General features: G+C 66.6%; 17 protein-coding genes and 2 pseudogenes. 10 read left to right on the top strand and 9 right to left on the bottom strand.

Going from position 1 to position 25,676, the window contains the following annotated elements:
• Positions 1 to 124: 124 nt before the first annotated feature.
• Positions 125 to 1,165 (bottom strand): annotated as a pseudogene (cml, locus tag E8A74_RS48545) (CmlA/FloR family chloramphenicol efflux MFS transporter); the annotation flags it as partial.
• A gap of 438 nt (positions 1,166 to 1,603) precedes the next feature.
• Here cml and E8A74_RS48540 point away from each other — a divergent pair.
• The gene (locus E8A74_RS48540; protein WP_232380081.1) at positions 1,604 to 2,776 is read left to right on the top strand and encodes an MxcI protein; all 1,173 of its coding nucleotides are present in this window, start codon (positions 1,604 to 1,606) and stop codon (positions 2,774 to 2,776) included.
• A gap of 47 nt (positions 2,777 to 2,823) precedes the next feature.
• Positions 2,824 to 3,456, top strand: a complete 633-nt coding sequence (locus E8A74_RS48535; protein ID WP_136936008.1) for an MXAN_6652 family MXYO-CTERM-anchored protein — start codon at positions 2,824 to 2,826, stop codon at positions 3,454 to 3,456.
• A 67-nt stretch (positions 3,457 to 3,523) separates the two neighbouring features.
• On the opposite strand, the gene E8A74_RS55785 is transcribed toward E8A74_RS48535, so the two are convergent.
• Together E8A74_RS55785 and E8A74_RS56220 are read right to left on the bottom strand one after the other, a co-directional pair.
• Positions 3,524 to 3,958 (bottom strand): pentapeptide repeat-containing protein, encoded by a 435-nt coding sequence (locus tag E8A74_RS55785; RefSeq protein ID WP_136936007.1) that lies wholly within the window; start codon positions 3,956 to 3,958, stop codon positions 3,524 to 3,526.
• Positions 3,949 to 4,128 (bottom strand): annotated as a pseudogene (locus E8A74_RS56220) (pentapeptide repeat-containing protein); the annotation flags it as partial. The gene E8A74_RS55785 and the pseudogene E8A74_RS56220, both read right to left, overlap by 10 nt.
• Positions 4,129 to 4,513: 385 nt before the next feature.
• Here E8A74_RS56220 and E8A74_RS48520 point away from each other — a divergent pair.
• Positions 4,514 to 5,503 carry a ferritin-like domain-containing protein gene (locus tag E8A74_RS48520; protein ID WP_136936006.1) on the top strand — a complete coding sequence of 330 codons (990 nt, stop codon included), beginning with the start codon at positions 4,514 to 4,516 and terminating at the stop codon, positions 5,501 to 5,503.
• Between the two features lie 362 nt (positions 5,504 to 5,865).
• Here E8A74_RS48520 and E8A74_RS48515 read toward each other — a convergent pair whose 3' ends face one another.
• Positions 5,866 to 6,144 (bottom strand): hypothetical protein, encoded by a 279-nt coding sequence (locus tag E8A74_RS48515; protein WP_136936005.1) that lies wholly within the window; start codon positions 6,142 to 6,144, stop codon positions 5,866 to 5,868.
• Positions 6,145 to 6,153: 9 nt separating this feature from the next.
• Positions 6,154 to 6,414 (bottom strand): hypothetical protein, encoded by a 261-nt coding sequence (locus E8A74_RS48510; protein WP_136936004.1) that lies wholly within the window; start codon positions 6,412 to 6,414, stop codon positions 6,154 to 6,156.
• A gap of 231 nt (positions 6,415 to 6,645) precedes the next feature.
• Between E8A74_RS48510 and E8A74_RS48505 the strand changes: the two genes are divergently transcribed.
• The 3 genes from E8A74_RS48505 to E8A74_RS48495 all read left to right on the top strand — a co-directional run bounded on the left by E8A74_RS48505 (position 6,646) and on the right by E8A74_RS48495 (position 9,059).
• Positions 6,646 to 7,566, top strand: a complete 921-nt coding sequence (locus E8A74_RS48505) for an SMI1/KNR4 family protein (RefSeq protein WP_136936003.1) — start codon at positions 6,646 to 6,648, stop codon at positions 7,564 to 7,566.
• Between the two features lie 109 nt (positions 7,567 to 7,675).
• Positions 7,676 to 8,452, top strand: coding sequence for a 3-oxoacyl-ACP reductase FabG (gene fabG, locus E8A74_RS48500; RefSeq protein WP_136936002.1), 777 nt, complete (start codon positions 7,676 to 7,678; stop codon positions 8,450 to 8,452).
• A gap of 58 nt (positions 8,453 to 8,510) precedes the next feature.
• Positions 8,511 to 9,059 carry an SgcJ/EcaC family oxidoreductase gene (locus E8A74_RS48495; RefSeq protein ID WP_232380078.1) on the top strand — a complete coding sequence of 183 codons (549 nt, stop codon included), beginning with the start codon at positions 8,511 to 8,513 and terminating at the stop codon, positions 9,057 to 9,059.
• 22 nt (positions 9,060 to 9,081) lie between these two features.
• Here E8A74_RS48495 and E8A74_RS48490 read toward each other — a convergent pair whose 3' ends face one another.
• Positions 9,082 to 10,083, bottom strand: a complete 1,002-nt coding sequence (locus tag E8A74_RS48490) for an alpha/beta hydrolase (protein WP_136936001.1) — start codon at positions 10,081 to 10,083, stop codon at positions 9,082 to 9,084.
• Positions 10,084 to 10,279: 196 nt separating this feature from the next.
• Positions 10,280 to 11,404, bottom strand: coding sequence for a PDDEXK family nuclease (locus tag E8A74_RS48485; RefSeq protein ID WP_170229951.1), 1,125 nt, complete (start codon positions 11,402 to 11,404; stop codon positions 10,280 to 10,282).
• A gap of 680 nt (positions 11,405 to 12,084) precedes the next feature.
• On the opposite strand from E8A74_RS48485, the gene E8A74_RS48480 reads away from it, so the two are divergent.
• From E8A74_RS48480 to E8A74_RS48465, 4 genes are all read left to right on the top strand, one after another.
• A complete protein-coding gene (locus E8A74_RS48480) occupies positions 12,085 to 12,432 on the top strand; it encodes an SH3 domain-containing protein (protein WP_136935999.1) in 348 nt (115 codons plus the stop codon).
• 162 nt (positions 12,433 to 12,594) lie between these two features.
• A complete protein-coding gene (locus tag E8A74_RS48475; protein WP_136935998.1) occupies positions 12,595 to 13,725 on the top strand; it encodes a metallophosphoesterase family protein in 1,131 nt (376 codons plus the stop codon).
• Positions 13,722 to 17,420: an AAA family ATPase gene (locus tag E8A74_RS48470; RefSeq protein WP_170229950.1), complete on the top strand. Its 3,699-nt coding sequence runs from the start codon at positions 13,722 to 13,724 to the stop codon at positions 17,418 to 17,420. The genes E8A74_RS48475 and E8A74_RS48470 overlap by 4 nt, the downstream gene beginning before the upstream one ends.
• Before the next feature lie 16 nt (positions 17,421 to 17,436).
• Positions 17,437 to 23,289, top strand: a complete 5,853-nt coding sequence (locus E8A74_RS48465; RefSeq protein ID WP_136935996.1) for an AAA domain-containing protein — start codon at positions 17,437 to 17,439, stop codon at positions 23,287 to 23,289.
• A gap of 32 nt (positions 23,290 to 23,321) precedes the next feature.
• Here E8A74_RS48465 and E8A74_RS48460 read toward each other — a convergent pair whose 3' ends face one another.
• Positions 23,322 to 24,482 (bottom strand): ATP-grasp domain-containing protein, encoded by a 1,161-nt coding sequence (locus E8A74_RS48460; RefSeq protein ID WP_136935995.1) that lies wholly within the window; start codon positions 24,480 to 24,482, stop codon positions 23,322 to 23,324.
• A gap of 124 nt (positions 24,483 to 24,606) precedes the next feature.
• Positions 24,607 to 25,542 (bottom strand): hypothetical protein, encoded by a 936-nt coding sequence (locus tag E8A74_RS48455; protein WP_136935994.1) that lies wholly within the window; start codon positions 25,540 to 25,542, stop codon positions 24,607 to 24,609.
• Positions 25,543 to 25,676 lie beyond the last annotated feature (134 nt).

Here is a 25,676-nt window from a genome sequence, read left to right as displayed (position 1 = left end):
AGAGCTTCCGTCGCATCGTGGTACGGTACGAGCGCCACGTCGAAAACTTCCTTGGCTTTGTCCACCTCGGATGCATCGTCGTGTACCTCAGGAGACTCCTGGAAGATTTATGAGATGACTTCTAGTAGAGCGCGGTCGCCGTGCCGGCGACGTGGCCAAAGCGCTGGAGCGCGCCATGGGCCGTCACCGAGGTGGCGAACACGATGCCGATCGCGATGATCCACATGGGCGGGACGAACGTCCAGAAGGACGGAGCGAACGTCACCTGCCCGACGACCAGAAATGCAGCTCCGAGGAGCAGCATCCCCATTCCGCGGACGAGACTTCCGGCCCTTCCCCACCGCGCCACGAATCGTTTCGCGAACCGAGCCGTCGCGATCATGACGAGCGCGACCGTGGCAAAGAGGAGACTGAAGGCGAGCTGCGAAAAGCCGACCCGATCGATCAGGATGCGTGACGCCGTCGAGAAGAAGACGAAGAACGCGCCCATCGCCGCGCTGAAGCCGAGCGTGTAGGTCCAGAACGAGGCGTCCGCGAGGATCTGGCCGAAGGCCGCGTGTGGCTTCGACGCGTTCACGGGCCGGGTCTCGTGCCACCTCGGCGCCGCATGCAGCGCAGCCGTCGTGGCGGCGACGCCGAGCGCGAGGAAAATCGCGCGCCACCCGAAATGGTCCGCGAGCAGCGCGCCGAGCACGGGCCCGAGCGCGGGGACGAACGCCAGCATCGAGCCGAACAGGCTGTAGATCACCGCCCCCTCGGGACGCTCCGCATAGACGTCGCGCACCGTCGCGAAGGTCGCGACGAGCGCCGCGGCCGCGCCGAGCGCTTGAAGAACACGAAGCGCGACGAACCATGCCGCGGAGCCGGTGCCCGCGAGCAGATACGACGCAACAGCAAACAAGGCCGCGCCGCTGAGCAGGACCGGCCGTCGGCCCATTCGGTCCGAAATGGGCCCGAACACGAGTTGTCCCGCGCCGAGGACGACCATGTAGAGGCTCAACGTGAGCTGAACGATGGCCGGCGACGTGCCGAGGATGCCGGGCATGCTCGGCACCACGGGCAGGTAGACATCCATGGCCAGCGAGGCCAGCAGATCGAAGGGGGCCATCAGCAGCAGCGCTGCGGATAGCGAAACGTTCCAATTCGAGGATCTTGTTCGAGGCACGACGATACACCCGCGCAAATGGTGGACATTCGGCGGCGATCTGCCTCCAGGACGGCATGCGTCGAGTGATTGAGTGCAGATGGCCGCAGCAACGATTTCTGGGGTTGCTGCGGCTCACTCGTCTGCGGACGGGGTCGTCTCCATGCTTGCGTCCTGGCCATGCCTTCGTGGCAGGCGACGAAAGGATGACGGACACCGAGCCGTCCGTCGAGCACCACGAAGCCAAGAGGCAGGGGCCCGGTGGCGCGGGCAGGGGTCCGCGCGGCGCCGCGCCTGTTTCTGCGGCTCGTGTGGCTCGGCGTCGCGCCTGCTCTTGACACGGCGCGCTGGAACGTCCTAGTGTTGAAAATGATAATGAGAATCGTTTTCACTTCAGCAGAAAAGGCCGTTCCGATGAAGAATGTGGGTTCAGCTACTTCCTTGCGGCGTTCCGCCGGCATGCTCGCCCTGGCCCTGGTCACGGGTTGTGGCGGCTCGGAAGGGCAAAACGGCGACGACAACGGGCCGCTGTACGCCATCACCACGCAGGTGCTCATCGCCGATCCGGTGGACAGCTACGTCATCGTGACGGACCAGGCGGAGCAGACGGCGTCGCTCTCGCTGGACAACGCCGTCCGGGTGTCCGGCCGTGCGCTCGGCGTGGGCATTCCCAAGTCCGGCGCGGTCTACGTCGTGAGCGACGAGAGCGCGACCGTGACCCGCTACACGCTCACGAACGCAGGGGGGCTGGAGCCGACGGGCACCGTGAGCTTCGATAGCCTGGGGGTGACGTCCCTCGGGGAGTACCAGGCCAACTTCCAATTCGTCTCGGAGACCAAGGCCTACTTCTTCGATGGGGCCACCGCGCAGGTCGTCGTTTGGAATCCCAAGGAGATGAAGGTCACAGGCCACATCGCGCTCGACGCGCTGATGATCCCGGACACGGTCATGGCCTTCTCGGGCGCAGCCATTCGACGCGACGGTCAGGTCCTCATGCCCGTGGGTTGGCGTCCCGTCTCGGGCGTGGGCATTACCCCCAAGGCGGGCGTGGTGTCCATTGATACGGAGACCGACGAGCCCACGATTGCGACAGACGATCGGTGCGGGTATACGCATGACGCCGCCGTCGGCCCCGATGGCAAGGTGTATCTCGCGACGGAGGCGTATGGAGCGGCGGTGCGCCGTGTGGTGGGCGAGGAAGCGCCCGCGCCGTGCTTGCTCAGGTTCGATCCCGAGACCCGCACCTTCGACCCCGCCTTTTACCGGACGCTCGAAGAGCTCGTGGGCGGTGGCACCGCGGGCACGCTCGTCCCAGGCCCGGAGAGGACGGCATACGTGCGCGTGCTCGATGAGACCATTGCCCCGGTTTTGGAAGGCACCCATCCCCGCACCATTGCGAGCGGGACGGGCTGGCAATGGTGGGAGCTCGAGCTCGACACGCTGGCCGCGACGCAGAAAACCAGCTTCCCGGCGACCTCGGGCAGCGTCTTTCTCTTCGAGTCGCAGAACCAGACCCTCTACACCGAGTTCGGCGAGGGCGCCGCGTCCACCACCCTGCGGGTGCTGGAGGACAATGGCAAGCCCACGGTGACCACGGAGGGGCTCTCCTTCTCCTTCCTCCAGCTTCGCTAGCGCGACTGCAAACGCAACACCGGCTCTCATCCCCCCTTGGAGATTCGATGCATTCTTTGTTTCGTGTCGTAGGTGTGTTCGCCGTTTTGGCGTTAGGGTCGTCTCCTGCGCTTGCCGCCAGCGCGGGCATCACGGGGCAATCCGGCAAGAAGGGCGCGACGTGCATCACGTGCCATAAGGGCGGAGAGCCTTGCACCGTGGAGTTCGAGGGCCCCACGACCCTGGCGCCGGGGGCCACGGGCCAATACAGCTTCGTGATTCGGGGGGGCGCCGCAAAGACGGGAGGGATGGACATCTCCGTGGACCACGAGGAGGCCAGCCTGGAGACCGGCAGCGGCGGGATGAAGAAGCTCGGCGCCGAGCTGACGCATTCCGCCCCGCAGCCTTTCAACGCCGGCGAGCTACGCTTCGACTTTTCGCTCGTCGCGCCCGTGACCGATGTGACCCTCACGCTCTTCGGGGCCGGCAATTCCTCCAATGCGGACCTCCTCCCTGAGGGGGACAGGGCCGCAGCGACGAAACTGACGGTGAGGGTGGGCGAGGGGTCGCCCGTCGAGGTTCCAGATGGGGAAGGTGAGAATGACAGCGGCGGCGGATGTGGGACGGCTGGGAGCGCGCCCGTGTGGAGCCTCGTGATGGTACGCCTGGCGTCGTTCCGGCGCCGCCGCCCGCAGCGGTGAGAGGCGTGCGGGGCCTGTTCCCTCAGCCATTCGTCGGAACTTGACCTCCGGCCTTTCGAGCCGGGGGTCATTCGTCTTTGGATTCGTCGAAGCCAAGCACGCGCATCCCGAACGAGGTCGCGAGGAGGATCGCCGTATCGAGCGGGACGCGGGCGCCCTTCACCTTGTTCTTCGCCGGATCGACGAAGAGATCCGAGGAGCGGGGGAACCGCGCGTTGCGAAGGTCGCAACCGTCGAAGCGCGTCCCGGCAAAACGGCACTCCTCGAACACGGCGTCGGTGAAGTCCATCGACGCAAAGACCGACTCGGTGATGGCGCACCGCGTGAGCGCGTCTTGCGCAGCGCGAGCGAGTCCATCACCGTATAGCGTAGATCGCAGTCCTCGAACGACACGTCGGGGAACTTTGCGATCTTCGTCCAGTTGATCCCGATCAACTTGCAAGAGGTGAACGTCACGCCCCGCAGCGAGAGCATGGTGGGGTCGGCGCTGCTCAAATCGCATTCCTCGAAGACGCAGCCTTCGAGCCGAGCCCGCGTCCATCGGCTCTCACCGAGCTTGCAGCGTCGAAATGTACAGTAGGAAAACTCGCGATCCCGGAGGTCCGCTCGTTCGAGCGTGAGCTTGTCGAATGTCTCGCTGTCGAACGAACTCTTGCCTTCGAATGGATTCATCTTCTCCACCAGCCGTGCGTGACCACGTGCGCATTGAGGGCAGCGGACCGCTGCTCGTCGTCGAGTTTGGTTGGTTCAAATGGCAGGTTGTACGATCGATTGAAATCCCACCCGCATTGGGCAAGGCTACTTGGCGAGCGCGCGAGGTGTCAAGCCGATGCGGAAGGTTTGGCCCGGTTCAGGGCATCGGCTCGTCCGATGCACCTACGGCGCCAGGCCTTCAACCCATCGGAGCAGGATTCTGCTGCTGCGCCGGGCCGAACAACGTGTCGCCTTCGCCGCCGCCTCATGCCATGATGAACGAATGCGAAACGCTTACCATACCTTCCTTCTTGGTATCCTCGCTGTGCTCCCCGCCTGTGCCAACACCGAGAGCACCGCCTGCATGGAGATCGCTCCCAGCCAGCGCACCTGCCCCGCGGCCGCGGACGTGGATCCCGACGATCTCACCGTCAAGGATTGCGGGGTCGAGGTGACCGAGGTGATCGGGCAGGGCACGCGGGTGGATCAGGTGCCGTTCAACGGCGTGCCGCCCGAGCCCATGCCCGGCTGTTGTTATCCGGTCCTGGAAACCGAGCCGAGTTGCGTCTATGGTCGGCCCTTGAAGATCGAGGCGCAAGCCTTGCGATCGAGCCTCGTGAAAGACCCGACCTGGGCGGCGAGCATCCTTCTGCGCCCGCTCTCGACGGAGGCCCGGCATGCGCTGGCCGAAAGGTGGTGCCGTGCGGCGCTGGACGAGCACGCATCCATCGCGGCGTTCAGCCGTGTGGCTTTGGATCTGCTCCGGCTCGGGGCGCCGCCCGAGCTGATCGAGCAAGCCCACGTCGCCGCCCTGGACGAGGTTCGCCATGCCCGACAGGGATTCGCCATTGCCTCGGCGTTGATGGGATCGCCGGTGGGTCCGGGGGCGTTCCCGCTGGGCATGGAAGTGCCGCTCTCGGCGGGGCTCGCGGAGGTCGCGGCGGAGGCGGCGGAGGACGGCTGCATCGGCGAAGCGGTGGCCTCCCTGCTGGCCCGCGAGGCGGCGGCGATTTGCGAAGAACCCGAGATTCGAGCGGTGCTCTTGGGAATCGCAGAGGACGAGGAGCGGCATTCTCTGCTCGGATGGCGGACCGTGGCTTGGGCCTTGCGTGTCGGAGGTCCCGACGTGAGGGCCGCCGTCGAAAACGTATTCGCGCGCGCTGCTCGAATGGGCGTAGCGGTCCCGCTCATGGGGGATTGTGACGACCCGGCGGCGCTGGCCCAGGTGGGGCTGCTCGATCACGAAGCTTCTCGGCGGACGGCGCGTCGGGCATTGGCGGAGGTCATTCTTCCGGCGGCCCGCGCACTCCTTGGCAGCGCGGGGGACATGCAGAATCAGCTCGCGGGCGCGTAGCGGCCTGACCCGTCGCTCGTTCGAGACGACGTCCCTCGGCAAGCCTCGACGTTCTCCGCAAAGGGGAGTGAGATGGTGGTCGACCTGGCCTTGCTCGTCATTCGATCCTCCGACATCGACGCTTCCAGACGCTTTTACGAAGCTCTTGGTCTCATTTGGCGAGAGGAGCGGCACGAGGGCGGGCCAAGACATTACTCGTGTCGGGTAGGAGCGACGTTGCTCGAACTGTATCCGACCAAGGAGGCGTCGAGGGGGCGCGTGCCGATGACGATGGCGGCTGACATGGCTCTGCCATCCTCACGTGATGCGGTTCCGGATATCGCTCCCCTCGCGGAGTTCCCCAGGCTGGTCTGGTTCATTCCTCAATCCGCGCGAGGCTCCACGGAGACGTCGAGCCTTGCTTCGAGCGACTGCATATCGAAGTAGTCCTTGCTCGAGGTCATCGTCACATTCAGCAGCGTCACCGTGAACCGGAGCTGCCCGGCCTTCACCGAACGCTCGGCGCACATCGCCATCTCGCTCGCGTCGAACTCGATCACGCTCTGCACGAGCGCCGAGTTCGGGTCATGCACGTCCTCGAACCCCGCGACCATGATTTGCGCGTCCGGCGCATACGAATGATTCGACGTACCATTGTACACCTGCCCTTTTCAATTGAAGAAGTAGGCGTATCCAACGGGATGACCTTCGATGGACTCGATGGTCGCCGTGACGCCCGTGCAACAAAATGGCCCGATGTAATCATTCTCGTTCGATGTCGCTTCGTCGGGCAGCAGGAACGTCGACTGGACGAACGACGCATCCAGCCCGTCCGGTCCGGGGCAACCACTGGGCTCCTCGCCGAGCGGCGCGCCCTCACAGCCGAAGATCAACACGGACAAACCAACCAAGCACCACGTTGCAAAGCGCATGGCCCGTGCGGGGGCATGACGTGTGCCAGGGATGTACTGCGCGATCCCGCGAGGAAAAACACACACACAGGCCGTCGAACGCGTGACAGGGTGTCATTCGCCGCAACAATGAGCGACAGGTTGTCTCGGCAACCACGCGAGAGCCGTGCATCGTGACGAACCGTGAGCTCCCGCTCGCTGACGTGCCCCATTGCGCGCCGACGCTGCCCGGACCAAGCTCGCATCGCCATCATGGACGCACGTCTTCCGCCGAAGCTCCTCGACGATCTCGCACAAGCGCGCGAGACCCGATCATGGTCGATCTCCGGCCCAAACAGCCGGATCAGGCTCGCCGACCGCATGGACGATAGCGACGAGCTTCCCAGCCTCGTGCCCTTCGGAACCGATGGCGGTGGTGGCGTCTGGTACTGCGATGTCGAGGACCACCTCGGCGGAGGCGCGGGATCGATCGTTCACCTCCACATGTCCGGCGGCTACGGCGACGCGCGGCGAGTCGCGCCGTCGTACGTCGAGCTTCTCGCGCGGCTCTCTCTCGGCTTCGACCCGTACGACCTGCCCACGCTCGACGAAGAAGCATCGGCCAACCCACCGCGCGCCGTGCGCGTCCCCGGCATCGAGGGGCTCGTCGACGTGAGGCGCATGCATGCGCGCACGCGCCGGCCCGCCGAAGTCGTCTCCGCGCACGACGTCCTCGCCGCCGGTTTTCCCGCGCGCGGCGGCGAGTCGATCTACCTCACCGACGAGGGACGCATCCACTTCCTGACGCTCGCGGCCCGCGCAGTCGTCGATGGAATTGCGTGCGCGGCGGGGACGCACCTGTCGCTTCATCCGGTGACGGGACGTCCGTTGCGCTTCACGCCTGCGGAGCCGCTCGTGATCGATGGGCTTCCGCTCCGCGCGGAGCACGAGGTCACCGTGTACGATCCGGTCTTCTCGGCCTCCGTCTCCGGCGTGCTCGATCGCGATCACGACGTCGGCGGCGTTCCGCTCGCGGCCGAGACACGCGTCGTACTCCAAGGCAAGGCACGAGCGCTCTCGAGTGGAACGTTACGCGGAGCCGCCAGGATCGGCGGAGTTTCCTTGGCGGCGGGGACGTGGTTCGAGCTGCTCGGCGACATGCTGTATCAAACGCGTCCGCCGGCGGGCGGATGAGGCGAAGGCCTTGGCCCAAGGTCGCTTCGAGGACGCGCGCGACGCCGCGTCGTGCGTTATCACAAACCCACGCTTGACACCTCCCGACGAACGCCATTGAGATCCACCCATGCGAGGACTCGTTGAAGGAAGATCCGTCATCGTCACCGGCGCGAGCAAGGGCATCGGCCGCGGCATCGCGAGGGTGTTCGCGCAAGGTGGCGCCAAGGTGCTGCTCGTCGCGCGGGATGGTCGCGCGGCGGCCGAGGTCGCCGCGGAGCTTGCGCAATCGGGCGCCGTCGCCTCGGCCTTCGCCGCCGACGTGAGCGACGAGGAGCAGGTCAAGGCCATGGTCGACGCCGCCGTCGAGCGCCATGGGGGCCTCGACGTGCTCTGTGCAAACGCGGGGATCTTTCCCGCCGCCCGGCTCGAAACCATGTCGCTCGCCGAGTGGCGCGAGGTCATGCGCATCAACCTCGAGGGGTGCTTCTTGTCGGTCCGTGCGTGCATCCCCGCGCTCGCGCGCGCCGGGGCCGGGCGCATCATCCTGACCTCCTCGATCACGGGGCCGATCACCGGATTCCCCGGCTGGTCGCACTATGCCGCCAGCAAGGCCGGGCAGCTCGGCTTCATGCGGACCGCCGCGCTGGAGCTGGCGCGGAAGGGGATCACCGTGAACGCGATCCTGCCGGGGAACATCGCGACCGAGGGCCTCATTGAGCTCGGCCAGGATTATGTCGATTCCATGATTGCTGCGATCCCCCTGCGGCGCCTGGGCAGCGTCGAGGACATCGGACACGCTGCGGCCTTCCTCGCCTCGAAGGAGGCCGGCTTCATCACCGGACAAACCCTCGTCGTCGACGGCGGCCAGACGCTGCCCGAATCACTCGCGGCATTGAGTGATTGATCGCGTTTTCAACGACTGAAGTCTTGACCCTCGTCCTTGGATCCCAGGAGATCTCTTCATGAATACGTTCGCGCGAAGCTCAGCCGTCATGGCCTTGTTCCTGACGTGCTGTGTTTCTTCACCCGGTCCGGCCGAGAAGGGCCAGGGCCCGTCCCAAAACGAGGAGGCGAGCCTGCGCAAGCTCGTCACGGAGCAGACCGAGGCCTGGAATCGCCACGACGCGGCGGCGTGGAGCAAGTCCTTCGCTCCAGACGCCGAGTTCATCAATATCGTGGGGACGGTCTTCAATGGCCGTGACGAGATCGAAAAGCGGCACGCTATTGTCTTTGCCAGCGTCTTCAAGGACAGCCGGACGGAGGTGACGGTGAGGAAGTTGCGCTTCGTCGAGCCCACCGTGGCCGTGGTGGACACCGACCACGTGGTTACGGGGTATACAGGGCTGCCCCCGGGGGTACAGGCGACCGAGCAGGGCGTGCTGCGCACCCGCATGCGCTACGTGATGAAGCAATCGGGGGGCACGTGGTCGATTGTCGCGGGCCAGAACACGGACGTGAAGCCAGCGCCGGCACAGCCGTCCCAAGCGGCCCCGGCGTCCACGGGCGGCTGAGCGGGCGCGAGCGGGGAGGGGATCAGCGAGGGTCTTCGGTGGCGTGTGTTTGCTTCGCGCGCCACCGGGCCAGCAGCCTCGCGAGCCAGGCTTCACGCGCGGCGAGGCAGGCCTTGGCGATCTCCGACGTGGGTGCAATGTCGTAAAATCCGTGGAAGGCGCCGCCCCATACGTGCAGCTCGCAATCGCCCCCGGCAGCCCAGATGGCGCTGGCGTACGCCACGTCCTCGTCACGGAACACCTCGGCGGCGCCGACGTCGATGAACGTCGGCGGCAGGCCACGCAAGTCGGTGGCGCGCGCCGGCGCGGAGTAAGGAGAAACGTTTTCGGTGCCCCGCTTGTCGCCGAGCACGGCCGTCCAACCCGTCAGATTGCTCGTGCGATCCCATATGCCGGTGCCTTGATACTGGTGGGAGGAGACCGTCTCGTTGCGGTCGTCGATCATCGGGCATTGGAGCAATTGCCCGGCCAGCTTGGGTCCCTGCCGGTCGCGCGAAAGGAGCGTGGTGCCCGCCGCGAGTCCGCCGCCGCCGCTGCCGCCGAAGATGACCAGGCATTCGGGGTCGAACCGCAGCTCCTCGGCATGTTCCGCCATCCATGCAAGGCCGGCATAACAATCCTCGACGGGGATCGGGGCCGGGTGCTCGGGCGCCAGCCGGTATTCGACCGTGACGCCCACCGCGTCGTGTTTCATGGCCCAGTCCACGAGCGGATGGACCGCCGCGAACCGATTGCACATGACCATGCCGCCCCCGTGGATGTTGTAGATCCCAGGGCCGGGCTTTTGGTGGTCCTTGCGGGAGATCACCGAGACGACGATCTCGGCACCTTCGTAGCCGGCGATCGTGTGGTCGACACACTGGACGGGCAGGTCGCCGATGATCTCCTCGATGGTCGGCATCTTCAATGCGCGGAAATGCTCCAGGCGGTCGGGCGTCATGCCGACCGGCACATATCCGTCCAGGGCCGGGAGGAGCGGTGCGATTTGTGGGTCGAACGGGGGATTCGCGAGAGGGCGCTTCATGAAGTCTCCTTTGCGCCCAGTTGTAGCGGATGGCGCCTGGATGTCATGCCGCGACGGCCCGGCACCTGGATGACACGCTCGAACCCAGCGGACGAACGAACCACACAGCCGTGCGCGACGCGAGGGCAACGTGGTGCACGCGCCCTCCGGCAGATGAACGGAATTCTGCGTCGGCCTCAAGGGTATGGGCGCCGGATCACCTCCGCCCGGCAAAGACCATCACCACCGGCGCCTGCCGGCTCCGTCGGAGCTCCTCCATCTCCTTGACCAGGAACGGCTGCGTCGTCGGATCGGTATCACACACGAGCAGCATCACGGGCCCTCGGTTCCACGCTCGAAGGTACATCTGGATCTGCCCCACGGCCCGCTGTGCCGTCGTCGTCGTGAGCCCCTTTTTCATTTCGATCAAAACCGAATCGCTCACCACGAGATCCGCGCGTCCCCGTATCCCCGAAGCGCGATCCCCGATCGGCCGCTCTCGCTCGGGGTTTGCCCCAGGAAGGTCACGGCGTAGCTTGCGATGGAGCGATGCCTGGTAGTCGGCCTCTTTTTCGGCTCCGCGCGGTTGCCACGTCACGAGGACTTTGATGAGCGCCTCCAGGACGGGATGTCCCGAGCGTCCCGCGAGCTCCAGGGCCCTCGCCTTGTCTGTACAGTCGATGAGGATGGGCAATCCCCGTGCAGCAGCGACGAGATGGTCCCGTTCCGCTGCATTCGGTTGAAGCCGCTGCGCCTCGGGGGACGAGTGAATCGACCACCAGCCGAGCAGCCAGCAAACCGCTCCCAGCGCCAGAGTGACCATCCCTGCAAACATCATCGTCTCGTCGAGCGATTGCGCTGTGCCAATGCTCGCATCGAACAGTTCGTCCGCGATGATCACGAGCAATACGACGATGTTGCGGAGCGCCAGGCCCACGAGCGAGAGCCCGACGAGACATTTCCCGAGCGCCGCTGCGCGCTGCGGCCCGCTCGCGTTCCCAAACGCCGACAAGCCTTCGCGGAGGGCCGTCCCTGCGCTTCGCAGCCGATCCGCCACGAGGCCGAGCGACCAGTTCCCGTCGTCATCACGGAGCGCGCCGAGCCGCGCGACGAACAAGACGAAGAGGAGGAACGAAAAGAGGCCCGTCGTGATCGTCATCCCGAAGGGCGCGCGGGGGTGAATCCATTCCTCGATGGCTGTGACAGCGACGGTGAAAAACGCGACTCCATTCACCACGAGCGCGCGCTTTCCATACAGTGCAGCATCGACATCATCCGCCATTCCGAGAAACTTCTGCCCGAGATTGCCGATCTGCCGTGTTCCTTCGACGCCTGCGAGCATCGCGTGCGAGATCGCCTTGCCTGCGGCCTGCGCAGCTCGCGCGGAGGGAGGCAGTGGCGTCGCGGCGCCCGGCATCGGTGTCGCCCCCGGCGAATATACCGCAGCGGGAGGGAGGGGCGTGACGACCGGAGCCGCGTGATAGCTCGCGACCGGAACTCTGGCCGGCGGGGCTTGGTTTCCGTAGGTTTGTCCGTCGATGGCCGGACCGGGCATCCCCTGGAGCGCCGAGAAAGAGGGCGCGCTTTGCCGAACCGCGACTGGGACCGCAGCGATCGGTGTCGCCGTCGGCAGGAGATGTCCCACGACATGCACCACCGTGCAGCGAGGACACTGGACCGTACACTGCAAGTCCACCGTGGGAACGACGAGGATTTGACCGCAGCGAGGACACGGGGCGGGCGCTTGGTGGACCGGCTGCACATGGCCACGATACACGACAAACACGCTCGGGTGCGTATATTTTGTAAGGGACAGTAGCAGGGGGCTTGACCGACGTGCAGAAGAGGGTGTGTGATGCCAGGTAGGACCCGATGAACCCCCCGCACCTCGGCCACGCTGCTTCGCCGAACGCTCCCCTTACGCCGCCCGGCGCTTCAGAGGAGAGCGCCTCGGGGTCGGGGATCTCGGCGTTTGCCGTGTTGGTCGGGACGAGCTTTCTCCTCCTCGCGACGTTTTTCGTAATGAGCTTCGTGGCCGTGTGGAAGCGCTCGGAGGCCGACGTTTTGCCGCCCGCGCCGGTTTCCATGGTCGTGTCCGGCAATGCCCCGGAAGTGCCTGCACCCGTCGAGCGTCCGCGGATGCGGAAAGCGGTCGTCAACATTCGACGGCCGGATCTGAAAAACGGCGTCTTGCGGACCCTCCCCGGGTTGGATACGCCCAGGGCTGCGTTCGTGCCTCATGGCACCCTCGTCGACGTGGGCCGCGCGAAAACAGAAGCGGGCCAGACGTGGTATCACGTGCGGGCGGTCGTGAACGGTGTGGCTTACGAGGGGTGGATGCACGCGGATATTCTCGATCCGGTGCCCTGAGCCGCCGTGCCGCAATGAACCTGGTGGTCGAGATGGCCGACGCACCGCGTTTCCCTGTCGCGACCGGCGAGCCAAACCCGTCACGACTGTGTGTTGTCGCGCAAACGGTTCTGCGCTACGTCACGCGATCCGAGTTCACGGTAGGTTTCGCTTCCCTCCACCATGACCCCCGTACGTTTCATCCACACCGCTGACTGGCAGCTCGGGCTTCGAGCGCACTTCATCCCGGGAGACGCCGGCGCCGTCGTGCGGAACGCGCGGCTCGAGACCGTGCAGAAGATCGGAACGATCGCCCGCGAGTTCAAGGCGGATTTCGTGGTCGTCGCGGGGGACGTCTTCGAGCATCACGGCCTCAAGCCCGACACCATCCGGCGCTCGCTCGACAAGATGCGCGACATCCCCGCGCAGGTGCTCCTGCTTCCTGGCAACCATGACCCGCTCACGCCCGAGGCGCTGTACCGGACGGCGTTGTGGAAGAAGGAGTGCCCGCCGAACGTCCGCGTGCTCGACTCGCGCGCGCCGATGATCCTTCGCGAGGGCGTTGCGCTCCTGCCATGCCCGCTCTTCGAGCGGCACGAGCTCGGCGACGTGACCGAGCACCTCACGGCGGAGTACGGGCCGCAGGATCACGTGCGGATCGGGGTCGCGCACGGGGGCATCAAGGAGTTCCTCGCGGCGCTCGTCGATGACGAGGAGACGATCCACAACGCGATCCCCAAGGACCTCGCGGGGCGCGCGCGGCTCGACTACCTCGCGCTCGGCGACTGGCACGGGCTCCTGCAGATCGACGAGCGCACCTGGTACTCGGGCACGCACGAGGCGACACGCTTCAAAGAGCAGAACCCCGGGAGCGTGCTGCTCGTCGAGGTCGGCGGGAGAGGCGAGCGGCCCGTGGTCGCTCGCCAACAGGTCTGCACGTTTCACTGGAAGCAGCACGAGTTCACGGTCGAGACGGAGGATGAGCTCGAGCGGCTCGAACGCTTCCTCGACACGTACCAGGGCAAGGACTCGACGCTGATCGAGCTGACGTTGAAGGGGGCTCCGCGCATGGAGCTCCGCACCCGCCTGGAGAACGACGTCCTCGCGCGCGCGCGGGACAGGTTCCGCTTCTTGCGGGTGCGCGACGAGAACCTGCACACGATCTTCGGCGACGAGGACATCGCCGCGCTGCGCACGAGCGGGTGGATCGGGCGCGTCGCGGAGCGCCTCCAGACAGGCCTGCCCGACAAGCCGACCGAGGACACGGAGCGCGCGCTGCGGCTCTTGTATCGGCTGCACAAGGAGGCGTCGTGAGCCGCGCCATCCGCCTGGTCGAGCTGCGCGTCGAGAACGTCGGCACGCTGCGTGGTCCCATCCAGCTCGGACCCTTCGCGCCCGGGATCAACGTCATCAGCGGCAGCAACGAGGCGGGCAAGTCGACGCTCGTGGAGGCGCTGAAGATCGGGCTCTTCGAGCGTCACGCGACGAAGAACAAGGGCGTGATGGCGCTCCAGCCGCACGGGACGAAGCACGCGCCGGAGGTGCACATCGTGCTGGATTTCGAGGGCGAGCGGCTCCAGGTCCTCAAGCGCTTCATCGAGAAGCCGATGGCCGAGGTCCGGCTCGCGAACGGATCCATCCTCAAGGCGCAGGACGCCGACGACTATCTCCGGAACAAGCTCGAAGGCCGCGCGCCGAAGAAGAGTGGTCTCTCCCGCGAAGACATGGGCGTGTGGGGGCTGCTCTGGGTGACGCAGGACGAGTCCGCGCACGCAGACCCGGGAGGCACGCTGGACGAAGAGGTGCGCGGCGCGCTCGCCGAGGCCGTGGGCCGACAGGTCGGCAAGGTCATGGGCGGCAAACACGGCGAGCGAATCCGGGCCCGGGTCCACGAGGAGCTGAAGCGGTTCTACACGCCGAAGACCGACAAACCGACCGGGGAGTACAAGGCGGCCCTCGACCGTAAGCAGGAAGCGGACGCGTGCGTCACGCAGATCGAGAACGCCGTGCGGGAGGTGGAGGAGCTGGCGGCGCGGCTCCAGGCGCAGCGCGCGCGGCTCGAGGAGGCGGAGCGGCAGCTCCCAGCGCTCAAGGCGGAGCGGGAAGACGCGCAACGGCAGGCGAATGCGCTCCAGCAGAAGGAAGCGCGGTTGCGCGCGGCGAGCGCGATGGTCGACGCGGCGGAGGCACGGGTCGCGGCGCGTCAGCGGGACGCCGCGGCGCGCGTGGTCCTCGCGGAGGAGGTGGCGCAGCTCGAAGGGAGCGTGGCGCGTGCTCGGCAGAACCTCGACGCGCTGGAGGGCCTGCTCGCCACCCGCGGGCAAGAAGCCGAAGACGCGAAGGCGGCGCTGCGGCGCGCGGACGGCGAGTTCGGCGACAGGCGTGACGCCCTCGATTCGTTGCGGCAAGCGCTCGACCGCGCGCACACGCGGTCTGAAGTCCAGCGTGTCTCGGAGGGGCTCGCGCAGGCCGCGACGATCGCGTTCGAGATCGAGGAGGTGGACCGGGCCCGCACGAGCGGAGGCCTCGACGCGCGGAGCTACGAGGACATCGAGGAGCTCTCGGGGCGGGTCGAGACGTTGCGCGCGAAGCTGTCGATCGAAGGGACGCGGATCCAGGCTCGATCGGACGGGCGTGTGTGGATCGGCACGGGCAAAGGGATGGAGGTCCCCGCGCTCGGGAGCGTCGAGCTCGGGCCTGCGCAGCCGGGCCTCGGGCAAGCCGTGGTGCTTGCGAAGGAGGCCCGCTCCGCGCTGAAGGAGGCGCTCTACAACCTCGGCGTCGAGGACGTGCCGCGCGCACGGGAGCGGCGCGCGGCGCGCGAGGAGGCCGAGCGAGAAGCGGAGGTGTTGCGCCGGCGCATCAAGCAGCTCGCGCCGTCGGGGCTCGACGCGCTCGCCGTCCGCGCGTCGCAGCGGGCCGAAGAGCACACGCGCCTGGAAGGGCGTCTCGGCGCGGCCCTGAAGGCGCAGGAGGAGCTTGATCGCATCCGGGCCGATCTCGCGCGGCATACGATCGACGCGGACGTGATCCAGGCGTTGCGCGCCGCCGAGAAGATGGTCGCGCTCGCGAGGGAGTCGCGGGGGGCGATGGGCACGGAGCTCCTGCTCCGGGCCAACTCCGAGGTCACCGTGCGGGTGGGGGACGAAGAGCCGTCCGTGACCCTGTCGTCCGGCGAGACGATCACGCGCCAGGTCACGCGCCCGACGACGGTTTCCATCGGCAACCTGGCCGAGGTCCTCCTCACGCCGCGCGGCGAGGAGCTCGTCCGGGCCACAGCGCGCCTGGAGAACGCCGAGCGCGCGTTTGCCTCCGCGCTGCGCGTGCACGCGGTCGAGTCGCTGGAGCAGGCGGAGGTGATGGCGCAGGCCCGCGACGCGATTGCGCGGAAAAAGACGGCCGTCGAGCAGCGCCTCGCCGAGGCCGCGCCGCGCGGGCTCGACCCGCTGCGCACCGAGGTGGACCGGATGCAGCGCGAAGCCCAGGCCGCCGATACCGAGTTCGCGGCGGCGCGGGAGGCGCTCATCCGGCAGGCCGAGGTCGAGGTCGTGCTCGGCGCCAATTCCGTGAGCGCGCCGAAATTCGCGCGGCTCCTCGAGCTCGAAGAGGCCCTCCTCGCGCGCGAGGCGACGGTCACGACGAAGTCTGCGCGCCTGCGTGGTTTGTCCGGCCTGCTCGCGGGGCGGGAGCTCGTCGTGGGAGAGCCTTCGCCGATCGAAGATATCTCCGGCGGGCCGGGGTGGACGGTGATCCCCGGGGAATCGAGCGAATGGGTGAGGCTCGAAGAGGCCGAGCGCGCGCTCGACGAGGCATTCCAGCGGGCGCAGGTTGCGGACGTGAGCGCTGCGAGAGCGCGGTGGGCGGCGGCCCGGGACCTCGTCGGCAAACGCGAGCGGCTCGTCGCAACGCTGAAGCTCGTGGCCCCGGACGGCCTCGAAGCATTACGCGGGCGCAAACGCGCGCTCGAAGCGGCCGCGACGATCGAGGGGCCCGCGGGGGAATCGGAGATGCCCGTCGAGGCGCTCCGGCAAAGGATCGAGGCCTTGGAGGCCGATCTCTTGCCGCTGGAGGCTGCGCAGGCGTCCGCGAAAGAGCACGCGATTGCGGCCGAGAAGCTCGAGAGGGATTGCATGCACGAGGTCGGGGAGCTCCGCGGCCGGTGGAGGGCGTTCGAGGCCCAGCACGAGAGGCGCGCCGGGGAGCTCGTGGGATCCAGGAGGGAAGAGCCCGACGCCGTGCTCGAAGCGAAGCTCGAAGAGGCCCGTCGCGAGCTCGAGGAATCAAGGTCGAAGGTCGAATACGCGTCCACGGAGCTCGCGGCCGCGACGCCGGAGCTCCTCCGGGATGAAGAGACGCGCGCGCAGTTTGCCCTGGAGTCACACGAGGGACACCTGCGCAAATTGCGGGACGACGTGAGCAGCTTGCAGGCGCTGCTGGCCAAAGCCGCGGCCGAGGGCCGGTTCGAGGACCTCAGCGAAGCGAAGGCAGAACAAGCCGCCGCCGCCGAGGTGCTCGTGCGGGTGGAGCGGCAGGCGCGCGCGGCCCGGATCCTCTGGGATTTGACGGAGGAGGCCTATACCGATGCGCAACGTATCTTCCTCGGGCCCGTGCTGAACGAGGCCGCGCCTTACCTGAACAACCTGAGGCCCGGGACCGAGCTCCGGATGACGCAGGATCTTCGTCTCGACAAGGTGGTTCGTCGCGGGATGGAGGAGGATTTCGGGCAGCTCTCGGGCGGGACACGAGAGCAACTCTCGGTCATCGTGCGCATCGCGCTCGCGCGGGTCTTCGCGAAGGACCGGCGGCCGCTTCCGCTGATCCTCGACGATACGATGGGCTGGACGGACGACGCGCGGTTTCTCTCGATGGTGCGGATCCTGCGGGATGCGGCCAAGGAGCTGCAAGTCATTCTTCTCACGTGCCACGGGACGCGGTTCGACCGGCTGCAGCCGGAGTATCGCGTGGATCTCGATGAGCTTCGTCGCAATGCCGCCGCAGAAATGATCTGAGCCAGGAGCCATCTTCATGACCGGCGTCGCTTCCAAACAAGAAAAGCCCACCCCGATCCGCAATCTCGATACGGAGGCCGTACGCCTCCCGCTCGAACGCGAGCTCGCGGATCAGCTCCAGCGCGAGCCCTTCGTGGCATCGATCCAAGGCTCCCTTGCCCTGCCCGACCCCGCAGCGGTCCGCCGCAAGTTGATGGGGCAGTCGCTTCGCCTGAGCGAGGGAATGGCTCCCGAACTCCACGCGAGCGCCAAGGAATGCCTGGGCGTCCTCGGCATCACGCGTCCGATCGAGATTTACCAGTCGGCGGGGATCGAGAATGCATCGATTCACTTCATCGAGGAGCCCATCCTCGTCGAGGTGCAGGGACGCATGATCACCTTGCTCGACCCAGGGAGCATGCGCGCCGTGCTCGGTCACGAGCTGGGGCACTACCTCGCGCACGGACCGTGGACCCCGCTCGGGCAGTCGGGTCGAATGGCGAGCGTGCTTGCCGACGCGGAGGATGTGCCCGAGCCCATCCAGAAATTGTCCAGCTCCCTGAGCATGGCGGGCGAGCTCACGGCCGACCGTTTTGGCTTGCTCGCGTGCCAGGATCTGCACGCGCTCCTGCGGCTCGAAATGATCAGCACCACGGGGCTCCCTGGCAATGCCCTGACGTGGGATACCGAAGCGTATCTGGCACAGTGCAAGGAGCTCATCGAGCAGTGCCTGCGGGAAGGATCCGGCACCCTGGGCGTCACCCATCCCGAGCACAACCTCCGCGCCTATGCCGCATGGCTCTTCAGCGAATCCGATCTGTATCGCTCGCTGACCGGCCGTGGCCCCGGCTCGCGCAGCATGGCCGACATCAATGCCGTGCTTGCCAAGGTCCTCGCGGTGCCAGGATTCGACACCAGCTATCACATGCTGGAGCCCCAACCTGCCGAGCTTCATGCGTGCGCGCTCGCCAGCAGCGTCCTCGTGGCAGCCGCCGACGGGGAAATGGCAGACGCCGAGGCAGAGGCGATCGAGCGCGTATTTGCTCCGCTCGTTTCGGAGTACGCGGCGTACTTCGACGTCGAGTTCGCTCGCCGGCGCTTCGGCGAGCTCGCGGGGTTGATGGCCTCTCTCGGAGCGGCGTCCCATCGCTCTCTCTTTGGCCTCCTGGCGCATGTGATCGGCGCGGATGGGGTCCTGGATCCGCGCGAAGTGAGTACGCTTTTGGCCATCGGTGATGCGATCGGCGCAGGCGCCTTGTTCCAGCGCCTGGCGGTCGTCCTCATTCGCCGTTTTGGTTTGTCCCCCGATGCGATTCCGCAGCCGGTGCTGGACGTCCCGCTCCCTCCACGCGCAAGGGAAGCGCAGAGCGCGCTCGACGCCTTTCTCGGTGCCATGGCGCGCCGTGGTGGAGGCGAGGCGACGCTTCGCCGTCTTTTGCGTCTCCTTGGCGCAAAACGGAAAGGAGCGGAGCTTCTGCGCACCGTGCAGGAGGCGATCCAGCGTGCAGGGTTGCGGCCTGCCGAGGAAATCGCCTCCGTGGAGCTGGATACCGTGCTTCAACTGGAGGCTCGAAGCGCCACGCCGCCTCCTCCCACGGCATCGACGTCGTCGGTCGTCCCCGGTAGCCCCGAAAGCGTCGTCCTTCGCGGGATCGGCAAGTTGCGCGAGCAGCTCGTCTCGGGCGATGGCCGGAGCCCGTCGATCCGCCTGTACCAGCCTCGCCCCGGACGCGCGTTTGATCTCGAAATGCTCGAGCAGATCTCGGTCGGTTTGTCGGAGCGGGTGCTCGCGCAGGTGCGGTCGGGAGAGCGCGCCGTTCTCGTGAAGGCCGCGGAGGCGGGACGGCACACGGGGGCAAACCAGGCGCTGCGCGATCTGTTGATGCTCGACCGGGAGCACAAGGGGCGCCTTGAGGAGACGGGGGCAAACGATCTGGCCCTTGGGTATCCGTTCCTGATCGGGCTCGCTGGGGGATACCTCGTGCGAGGACCGCTCGTCCTTTACCCCGTCGATCTCGAGCGTGACGATCGGGGGGCGCGCAGCTTCGCCTTGAGGCCGCACAAGGACCAGCCGCCCACGGCAAACCTCGCGCTTCTTCGGGTACTGTTCACCAAAAAAGGGCTTCCCCTGCAGGACGACCTCGCGGCGCGGCTCGATGAATTGGCTGCAGATCTGGCGCACGGGCCCGAGGCGCTGCTTGGCGAGCTCTCCCGCCTTGGCATCAGCTCTAGCAAACTGACGGGCGAGCTTTCCCCCCTCAAAGATCGACGCGAAGAGGTGCTGGGACGACGCGAAGACTTCCTCGAAGTCGAGGAGATCGCCGTCCTTGGGCTGTTTCCTCAGTCGAATTCGGATCTCCTCCAGGACTACGACGGTCTCCTCACGGATCTGGCACGCGGCGACACTCCGATCGGTACGTTGCTCGGCGGCGCCTTGGAGCTCCTCCCGGCCGAGATGCGGGACAGGTTCGGGTCGAATCTGACGCCGAGCCCCCCGCAGACCACGAGCGAGGAGAGCCTCGGTGTGCCCGTGATTGCGTCCGATCCGAGCCAGCGGCAGGTCCTCGCGCTCGCCCGGACGAAGCGCGCGCTCGTGGTCGACGGGCCTCCAGGGACGGGCAAGAGCCAAGTCATCGTCAATCTCGTCGCGGATGCCATCGGGCGAGGCGAGCGCGTTGCGGTCGTCAGCGAGAAGCGGGCCGCGCTCGATGTCGTGGCGCAACGACTCCAGCAAACGGGGTTCGAGCATGCCGTCGCCCTCGTGCACGACGTGCAGGAGGATCGAAAACCCGTTTACCAGAAGATCGCGGCGCGCCTCGAAGCGGGACAATCGTCGGATTTCGACACGGCATCCGCGGCGCAGACCACGCAGGAGCTTGCCGCGTTGACGCAGGTCTTCGATCGGCGCGCCGAACTGCTCGGTCGAAACCTCCCAGGATGCTCGATGCGTGTCGGGCAGCTTCACGCGCTCAGCGCAGGACTGCCCGCGGCAGGCGTCCCCGCAGCATCAGGCTGCATGGGGCTCCGCGACAGTGAATTGCACCGCGCTCGAACCGAGATAGCGGCGCTGAGACGTTATGCCGACTTGTTCGGAAAGGGCTCGCAGTGGCGGTCGGGGCGGATTTCCCTCGCCGAGAAGGCGGAGTCCTGGTTCCAGAGCTTCGAGCCTACGATTGCCAGGGCCGTGACGACGGCCGCGGAGCTGGAGCAGGGGCTCGCGACGGTGGCGCCGACGCCCATCGAGCGCCTGGAATCAGCGAAAGGCATGCTCGAGGCCGCGCGGGGGACACGTGATCTTCGCGTCCATCCGGAAGACCAGATGCTCTTCGCGAATGCCCTCACGGTCGCGACGCTCTACCCGGATCGCGCTCGCAACCTCGGGGAGGCCGAGCAGGCGTGGGCGCAGGCGCAGGAAGTGTTGCTTCAGTTCTCACAACGCGTGGCTTTCAATCCAGGGCCGACGGCCGAAGCCGCCATGGGTGTGCTTCTGCAATGGGGCAATCGATTCTTCCGGTACTTCTCGCCAGCTTGGTGGCGAGCGCGGGGCGTCGTTCGGGGCTCCGTAACGACACTCCTACCGGAGAAAGCCGGTGCGTCCCTTGACCCGCCGCTTCTCACGGAGCTCTTGTCCCGGGCGCGCGCGACGCGCGCCTGGGAGCAAGCAGAAGCATGCCTTGAAGCTTTCAGCTTGCGTTCGCTCGCGTCGAACTCAGCGGCGCATGTGGGCGGATTGCTTCGGAAGGTGGGGGAGACGTATCGGCGTCTGACGGCCCTCGTCGCGACGAGACATCTGCTCGAAGCCGTGCATGCGTGGCCGGCCCGCTTTTCGGTCGAGGAGATCGAGGCATGGGATCGCGCCCTCGATGCGAGGCTCCACGTTCTCGCGGCGCGGGACGCGCACCACACCGCGGCGCAATCGCTCTCGGGCTTCTTCCCTTGGCTGGGCCGGCTGCCGGGACGCGCCGAGCTCGAGGCGTTCCTGGAGGCGTTCCGGCGCGATGCCCGTCGGGTTGCCGAGGCGGATCGTCGCCTTACTGCATTCAGTACGTTGTGCCCCGAGGCGCCCGCGGTCTTTCATGCATTTTCGGAGCACCTCCCGACGGCGGATGCTTCGGGATGGTCCGAATCGCTGGTCAAGACGTGGGCCGTTGCCCGCCTCGACGCGCTGGAGCGCTCGACGCCGGAGCTCCGGCAGCTCGATGGTCCCACGCCGTACGGAGACGAGGAGGCCGCTGAGCAGCGCATGGCGGCGACGGTCGGGCGTGCGGCGGACCTTGAGCGGAAACGTATTGCTGCGCGGCTCGACAACCATGCGCTCCTGCGTGCGGGGACAGCGCAGCGAGGCCGTCGTCGTACGGCGGATCAGGCGATGAAAGAGGCGATGCTCAAGGAGTGTCGCAAGCAGCGGAACGTGATGCCGATGCGCACCTTCATGCGGAAATTCGCGCCGGAGGGGCTGCTCGATCTCGTTCCCGTTTGGCTCCTCTCGCCGGAGACCATGACGGTGCTCTTCCCCCGGCAGCCGCTCTTCGATCTGGTGATCTTCGACGAGGCTTCCCAGTGCACCGTGGAGAGCGGGCTCCCAGTGCTCCTTCGTGCGCAGCGCTCGGTGATCGCGGGGGACGAGAAGCAGATGCCGCCGACGTCGTTTTTCACAGCGAGATCAACGGACGAGGGCGAGATTTCCGAGGACGAAGAGGCGACCGGAGCGCGTGAGCTTTTCGAGGCAGAATCGTTGCTCACGCTCGCGCGATCACGCGTGCCTCGAAGCGGCCTTTCGTGGCACTACCGCTGCGCCCACGAAGAGCTGATCGCATTCTCCAACTACGCCATGTATGACGGTTCGCTGCTCACGATTCCCTCGACGGCGAGCCGCACGGCGCCCCCGGCCATTCGTACCGTGATGGTTCCCGATGGCAAATACGATGCCGGTCGCAACGAGCCAGAAGCCCGCGTGGTCATGGACACCGTGATGGACCTTTTGGGACGAACCCCCGTACCGACGATCGGCATCGTGACGCTCAACATCCAGCAACGGCAAACGATCCTCGACGAAATCGATCGGCGCCGCGCGTCGGATCGCGTGTTTGCGGAGCGCTGGGATCAGGCGTGTTCGGCTGAACGGCTGGACGAGCGGCCGTTCGTCAAGAACCTCGAAAATGTGCAAGGGGACGAGCGCGACATCATCCTCTTCTCGCCTGCGTATGCGCCCGTCGAGCGCGTCACCAAGAGGGGCACGGAGCGAGTCGTTCCAGCGCGCTTCGGGCCTCTTGGTCAGCGCGGCGGCGAGCGCCGTCTCAATGTGGCGGTCTCACGTGCAAAACGCGAGTGCATCATCGTCGCCTCGTTCGAGCCGGGGATGCTGTCGGTTGGCCGGACCAAGAACGAAGGCCCCAAGCTCTTCAAGCTGTTTCTCGAATTTGCATTCCACCTTTCGAGCGGGCAGCGTGCACTGGCGGAGCGCGTGTTGCGCGTCGTCCGCGAGAGCCGTCCGACGAGCGCTCTGTCGGCAACGACGGACCTCCCGCCGGGTTATGTCCCGCTGAAGGCGCAGATCGCGATGGCGCTTCAACAACGCGGGGTCACCTGCGAGCTCGATGTGGGGACATCCGATTTCAAGGTTCCGCTGGCTGTGGTGGATAGCGTCCAATCGTCGCGTTATGCGGTTGCCGTCCTGTGCGACGAAGGGGACGAGACATGCGAAGCGTTCGAGCGTCACGTTCATCGTCCGGCATCGTTGCGGGCGCGAGACTGGAAGGTCCTACGCGTGACGGCGAGGGATTGGGCGCGAAATTCGGATGCGGTGCTCGCGCGGATCATGAAAGCGTTGGGGGTCGAATCGGGAGCGTCTGCGAGCACATCCAGCGAGGGACGAACAGCAGCTTCGTGAGGTCCGAGGTTTATCTTCAATTCAGCGCGACCCTATCGGGGCGACGTACCACGTTGCGCGAGGTTGGAGAGAGGCCACATGACCCCGGGGCTCTGTTCGACGCGTCCTCCGACGAGCTCTGCCGCACGCTCGAGAATTTCGGCCTGCGTCGATTCGGCATACCCAGCACGACGCGCGAGATCGGCGCCCAGCGCAGCGACGAGCAAGGCGTGCGCCGCGGGCACGTTGTAGCCTGCAGCATAAAGCGGGTTGAGCTCCAGCACCACCGGCCCGCCGCCTCGAAGGAAGGCGAGATCCGCCACGTAGTTCGGCGGTAGCTCCGCCGCGAGCAGGGCCGGCGCGAGAGAGCGCACGGCATCGTCGACGACCGAACGCCGGGCGGCAAGCGCGCTTTCGAGGGCCTGGCGCGGTTCGTCGGCGAGGGCCTCGAAAGGGCCATGATAACTTGCCATCAGAAGACGACCGTTCAGGACCGTGAGCCGCACCTCGAAGGGGACACGAATGGCATCACGCGCGCCTGCGGGCGCTGGCAGTTCGATTCGTTCGAGATCGAGGTGCTCGCGTAATGCGAGGCCGCCGACGTCGAGGGACACGCGCAGGCGGCGGATCACTTCGAAGATGGTGGCCTCGATATCCGCCTGGTTGTTGCCGAAGTAATGCTCCGGGTTGGTCGACTTGATCGACGAATCGAAGCCCCGAATGAAGATGCCTTCGTGAGGATCGAGCCCCGCATCGGAGAGGGCATTGTAGATCGCCTCGGTCAACTTGCTGCGCACGGCTGCGGGCGAGTCGATGGCCGCGGCGCACGCGTCATCCACGGGCAAAAAGGCCGTGCGCGGGGTGGGAATGCCGGCGCGCACGAGGACCGGATGAGAACGATCGAGCCCGAGGACCTGCTCCACGTCGTCGGGAGAGTCGAGGACGCATGCGGGCTCGAGGGCGCCGACACGATGGTAGACGGCCCTGTAGCTCTCGCGGGGAAGCATCGGCAGGTCGATCCAGCAAACGCTGCCGCGTATATCGCCCGGGGCCGTGTCCAGCGCGCCGGCGTGACGGATGGAGAGGTCCCAGGAATGCATCCGGGCGAGCTCGGTCCAGAAGGCGTGGCGGCGTTTGATCATCGCCACGTTGCGGGGGTCGGCGTGGATGTCGAAGGCGCGGTGGAGGTCGGAGATCAGCGCGATGCGGGGCACCGGTTCAGTTTCGCACACCCGCGGAGGAAGTGTTCGACGATATGTCGTCATCGGCCCTCGACAGGGCGCCACGCGTCGAGCGAACGCCCGTTTCGCTTCGATTCGCTTCAACGTGTGGCTTGCCTCAACGTGACGAGAACATCGGGTGCATCTCGCCCGTCGTGCGCGGATCGGTGGTGAGGTAGACGATCTCCGGCTCGCCGCCGTCCTCGCACGAGATCTTGTCGGCGGGGAGCTGCGGCGCGCCGTTGAAGGTGGAGTCGTAGATGTGGATGCGCGCGCCGGTGCACGTCTTCATCCACACCAGAGCGCCGGTGCCATTGTTGACCGAGGACTTCACGAGGTAGTGCGGCCCGACGTTCCAGAAGCGGAGCGTGCGATGACCGTTGCCCTCGGTGCGTAGACAAACGAATTGCGCATGCTTCGATTTGACGTCGGCCGCGGTGTCCGCATTCCAGTTTTTCACGGTGAGATCTTCGGCGAAGATTTCCTCCGAGTTGTCGAGGACCATGCCGTCGTAGTTGGTGGTGTCGTAGCTGACCCACGCAGGCCAATTCGGCTCGAGATACACGTTGGAGAGATAGATTTTCGCGCCGGGGGCGCCGGCTGTCTGGAACGAGGCGCCGTAGGCGTCGGGGCTCGTCAGGTCGTGGATGTTGACGTTCACGAGCGCAACGCGCGGGTCGATCGGCTCGACCTCGTCCTTGAGGTCGAAGCCGTATTTTCCTTGGGTGACGCTCGCATCGTGGATGCGCCGGGGCAGCTCGACGGCGGTGCGCTTGGTAAAGTCGCCCGTGAAATCGGGCACGCCGTCGAACTCGGTTTGGATCCAGGGATTGGCCACCGTGGCGCTGATCCCGCAGTCGAGCAGGGCGGGATTGCCTGCGTCGACGCCTGCGTCGAGGAAGCCGCCGCCGCTGCTGCTCGAGCTGGACGTGGGGCCGCTGCCGCCGTTACCTCCCGGGGAGGGGGCAGGCGGTTCGCTCGCGTCATTGCTGGAGCAGGCGAGACAAACCAGGGCGAGGCCAGTGCCCCACGTCAAGAGGCGCATCGACGACATGCCGCCAGCCTAGCAGCCCGTGGACCTATCCCGAAGGGACGATCGACAGAGACGGGAGACGATGGTAGGTTTGTCCGCGTCATGTCGATGGGTCGAACACGGGAGAAGCAAGCGCCGCTCTGGGTGGCGGCGCC

Origin of the sequence: Polyangium fumosum (assembly GCF_005144585.1) — a bacterium.
GTDB classification, from domain to species: domain Bacteria; phylum Myxococcota_A; class Polyangia; order Polyangiales; family Polyangiaceae; genus Polyangium; species Polyangium fumosum.
This window is presented reverse-complemented; position numbering and strand designations above follow the sequence as displayed.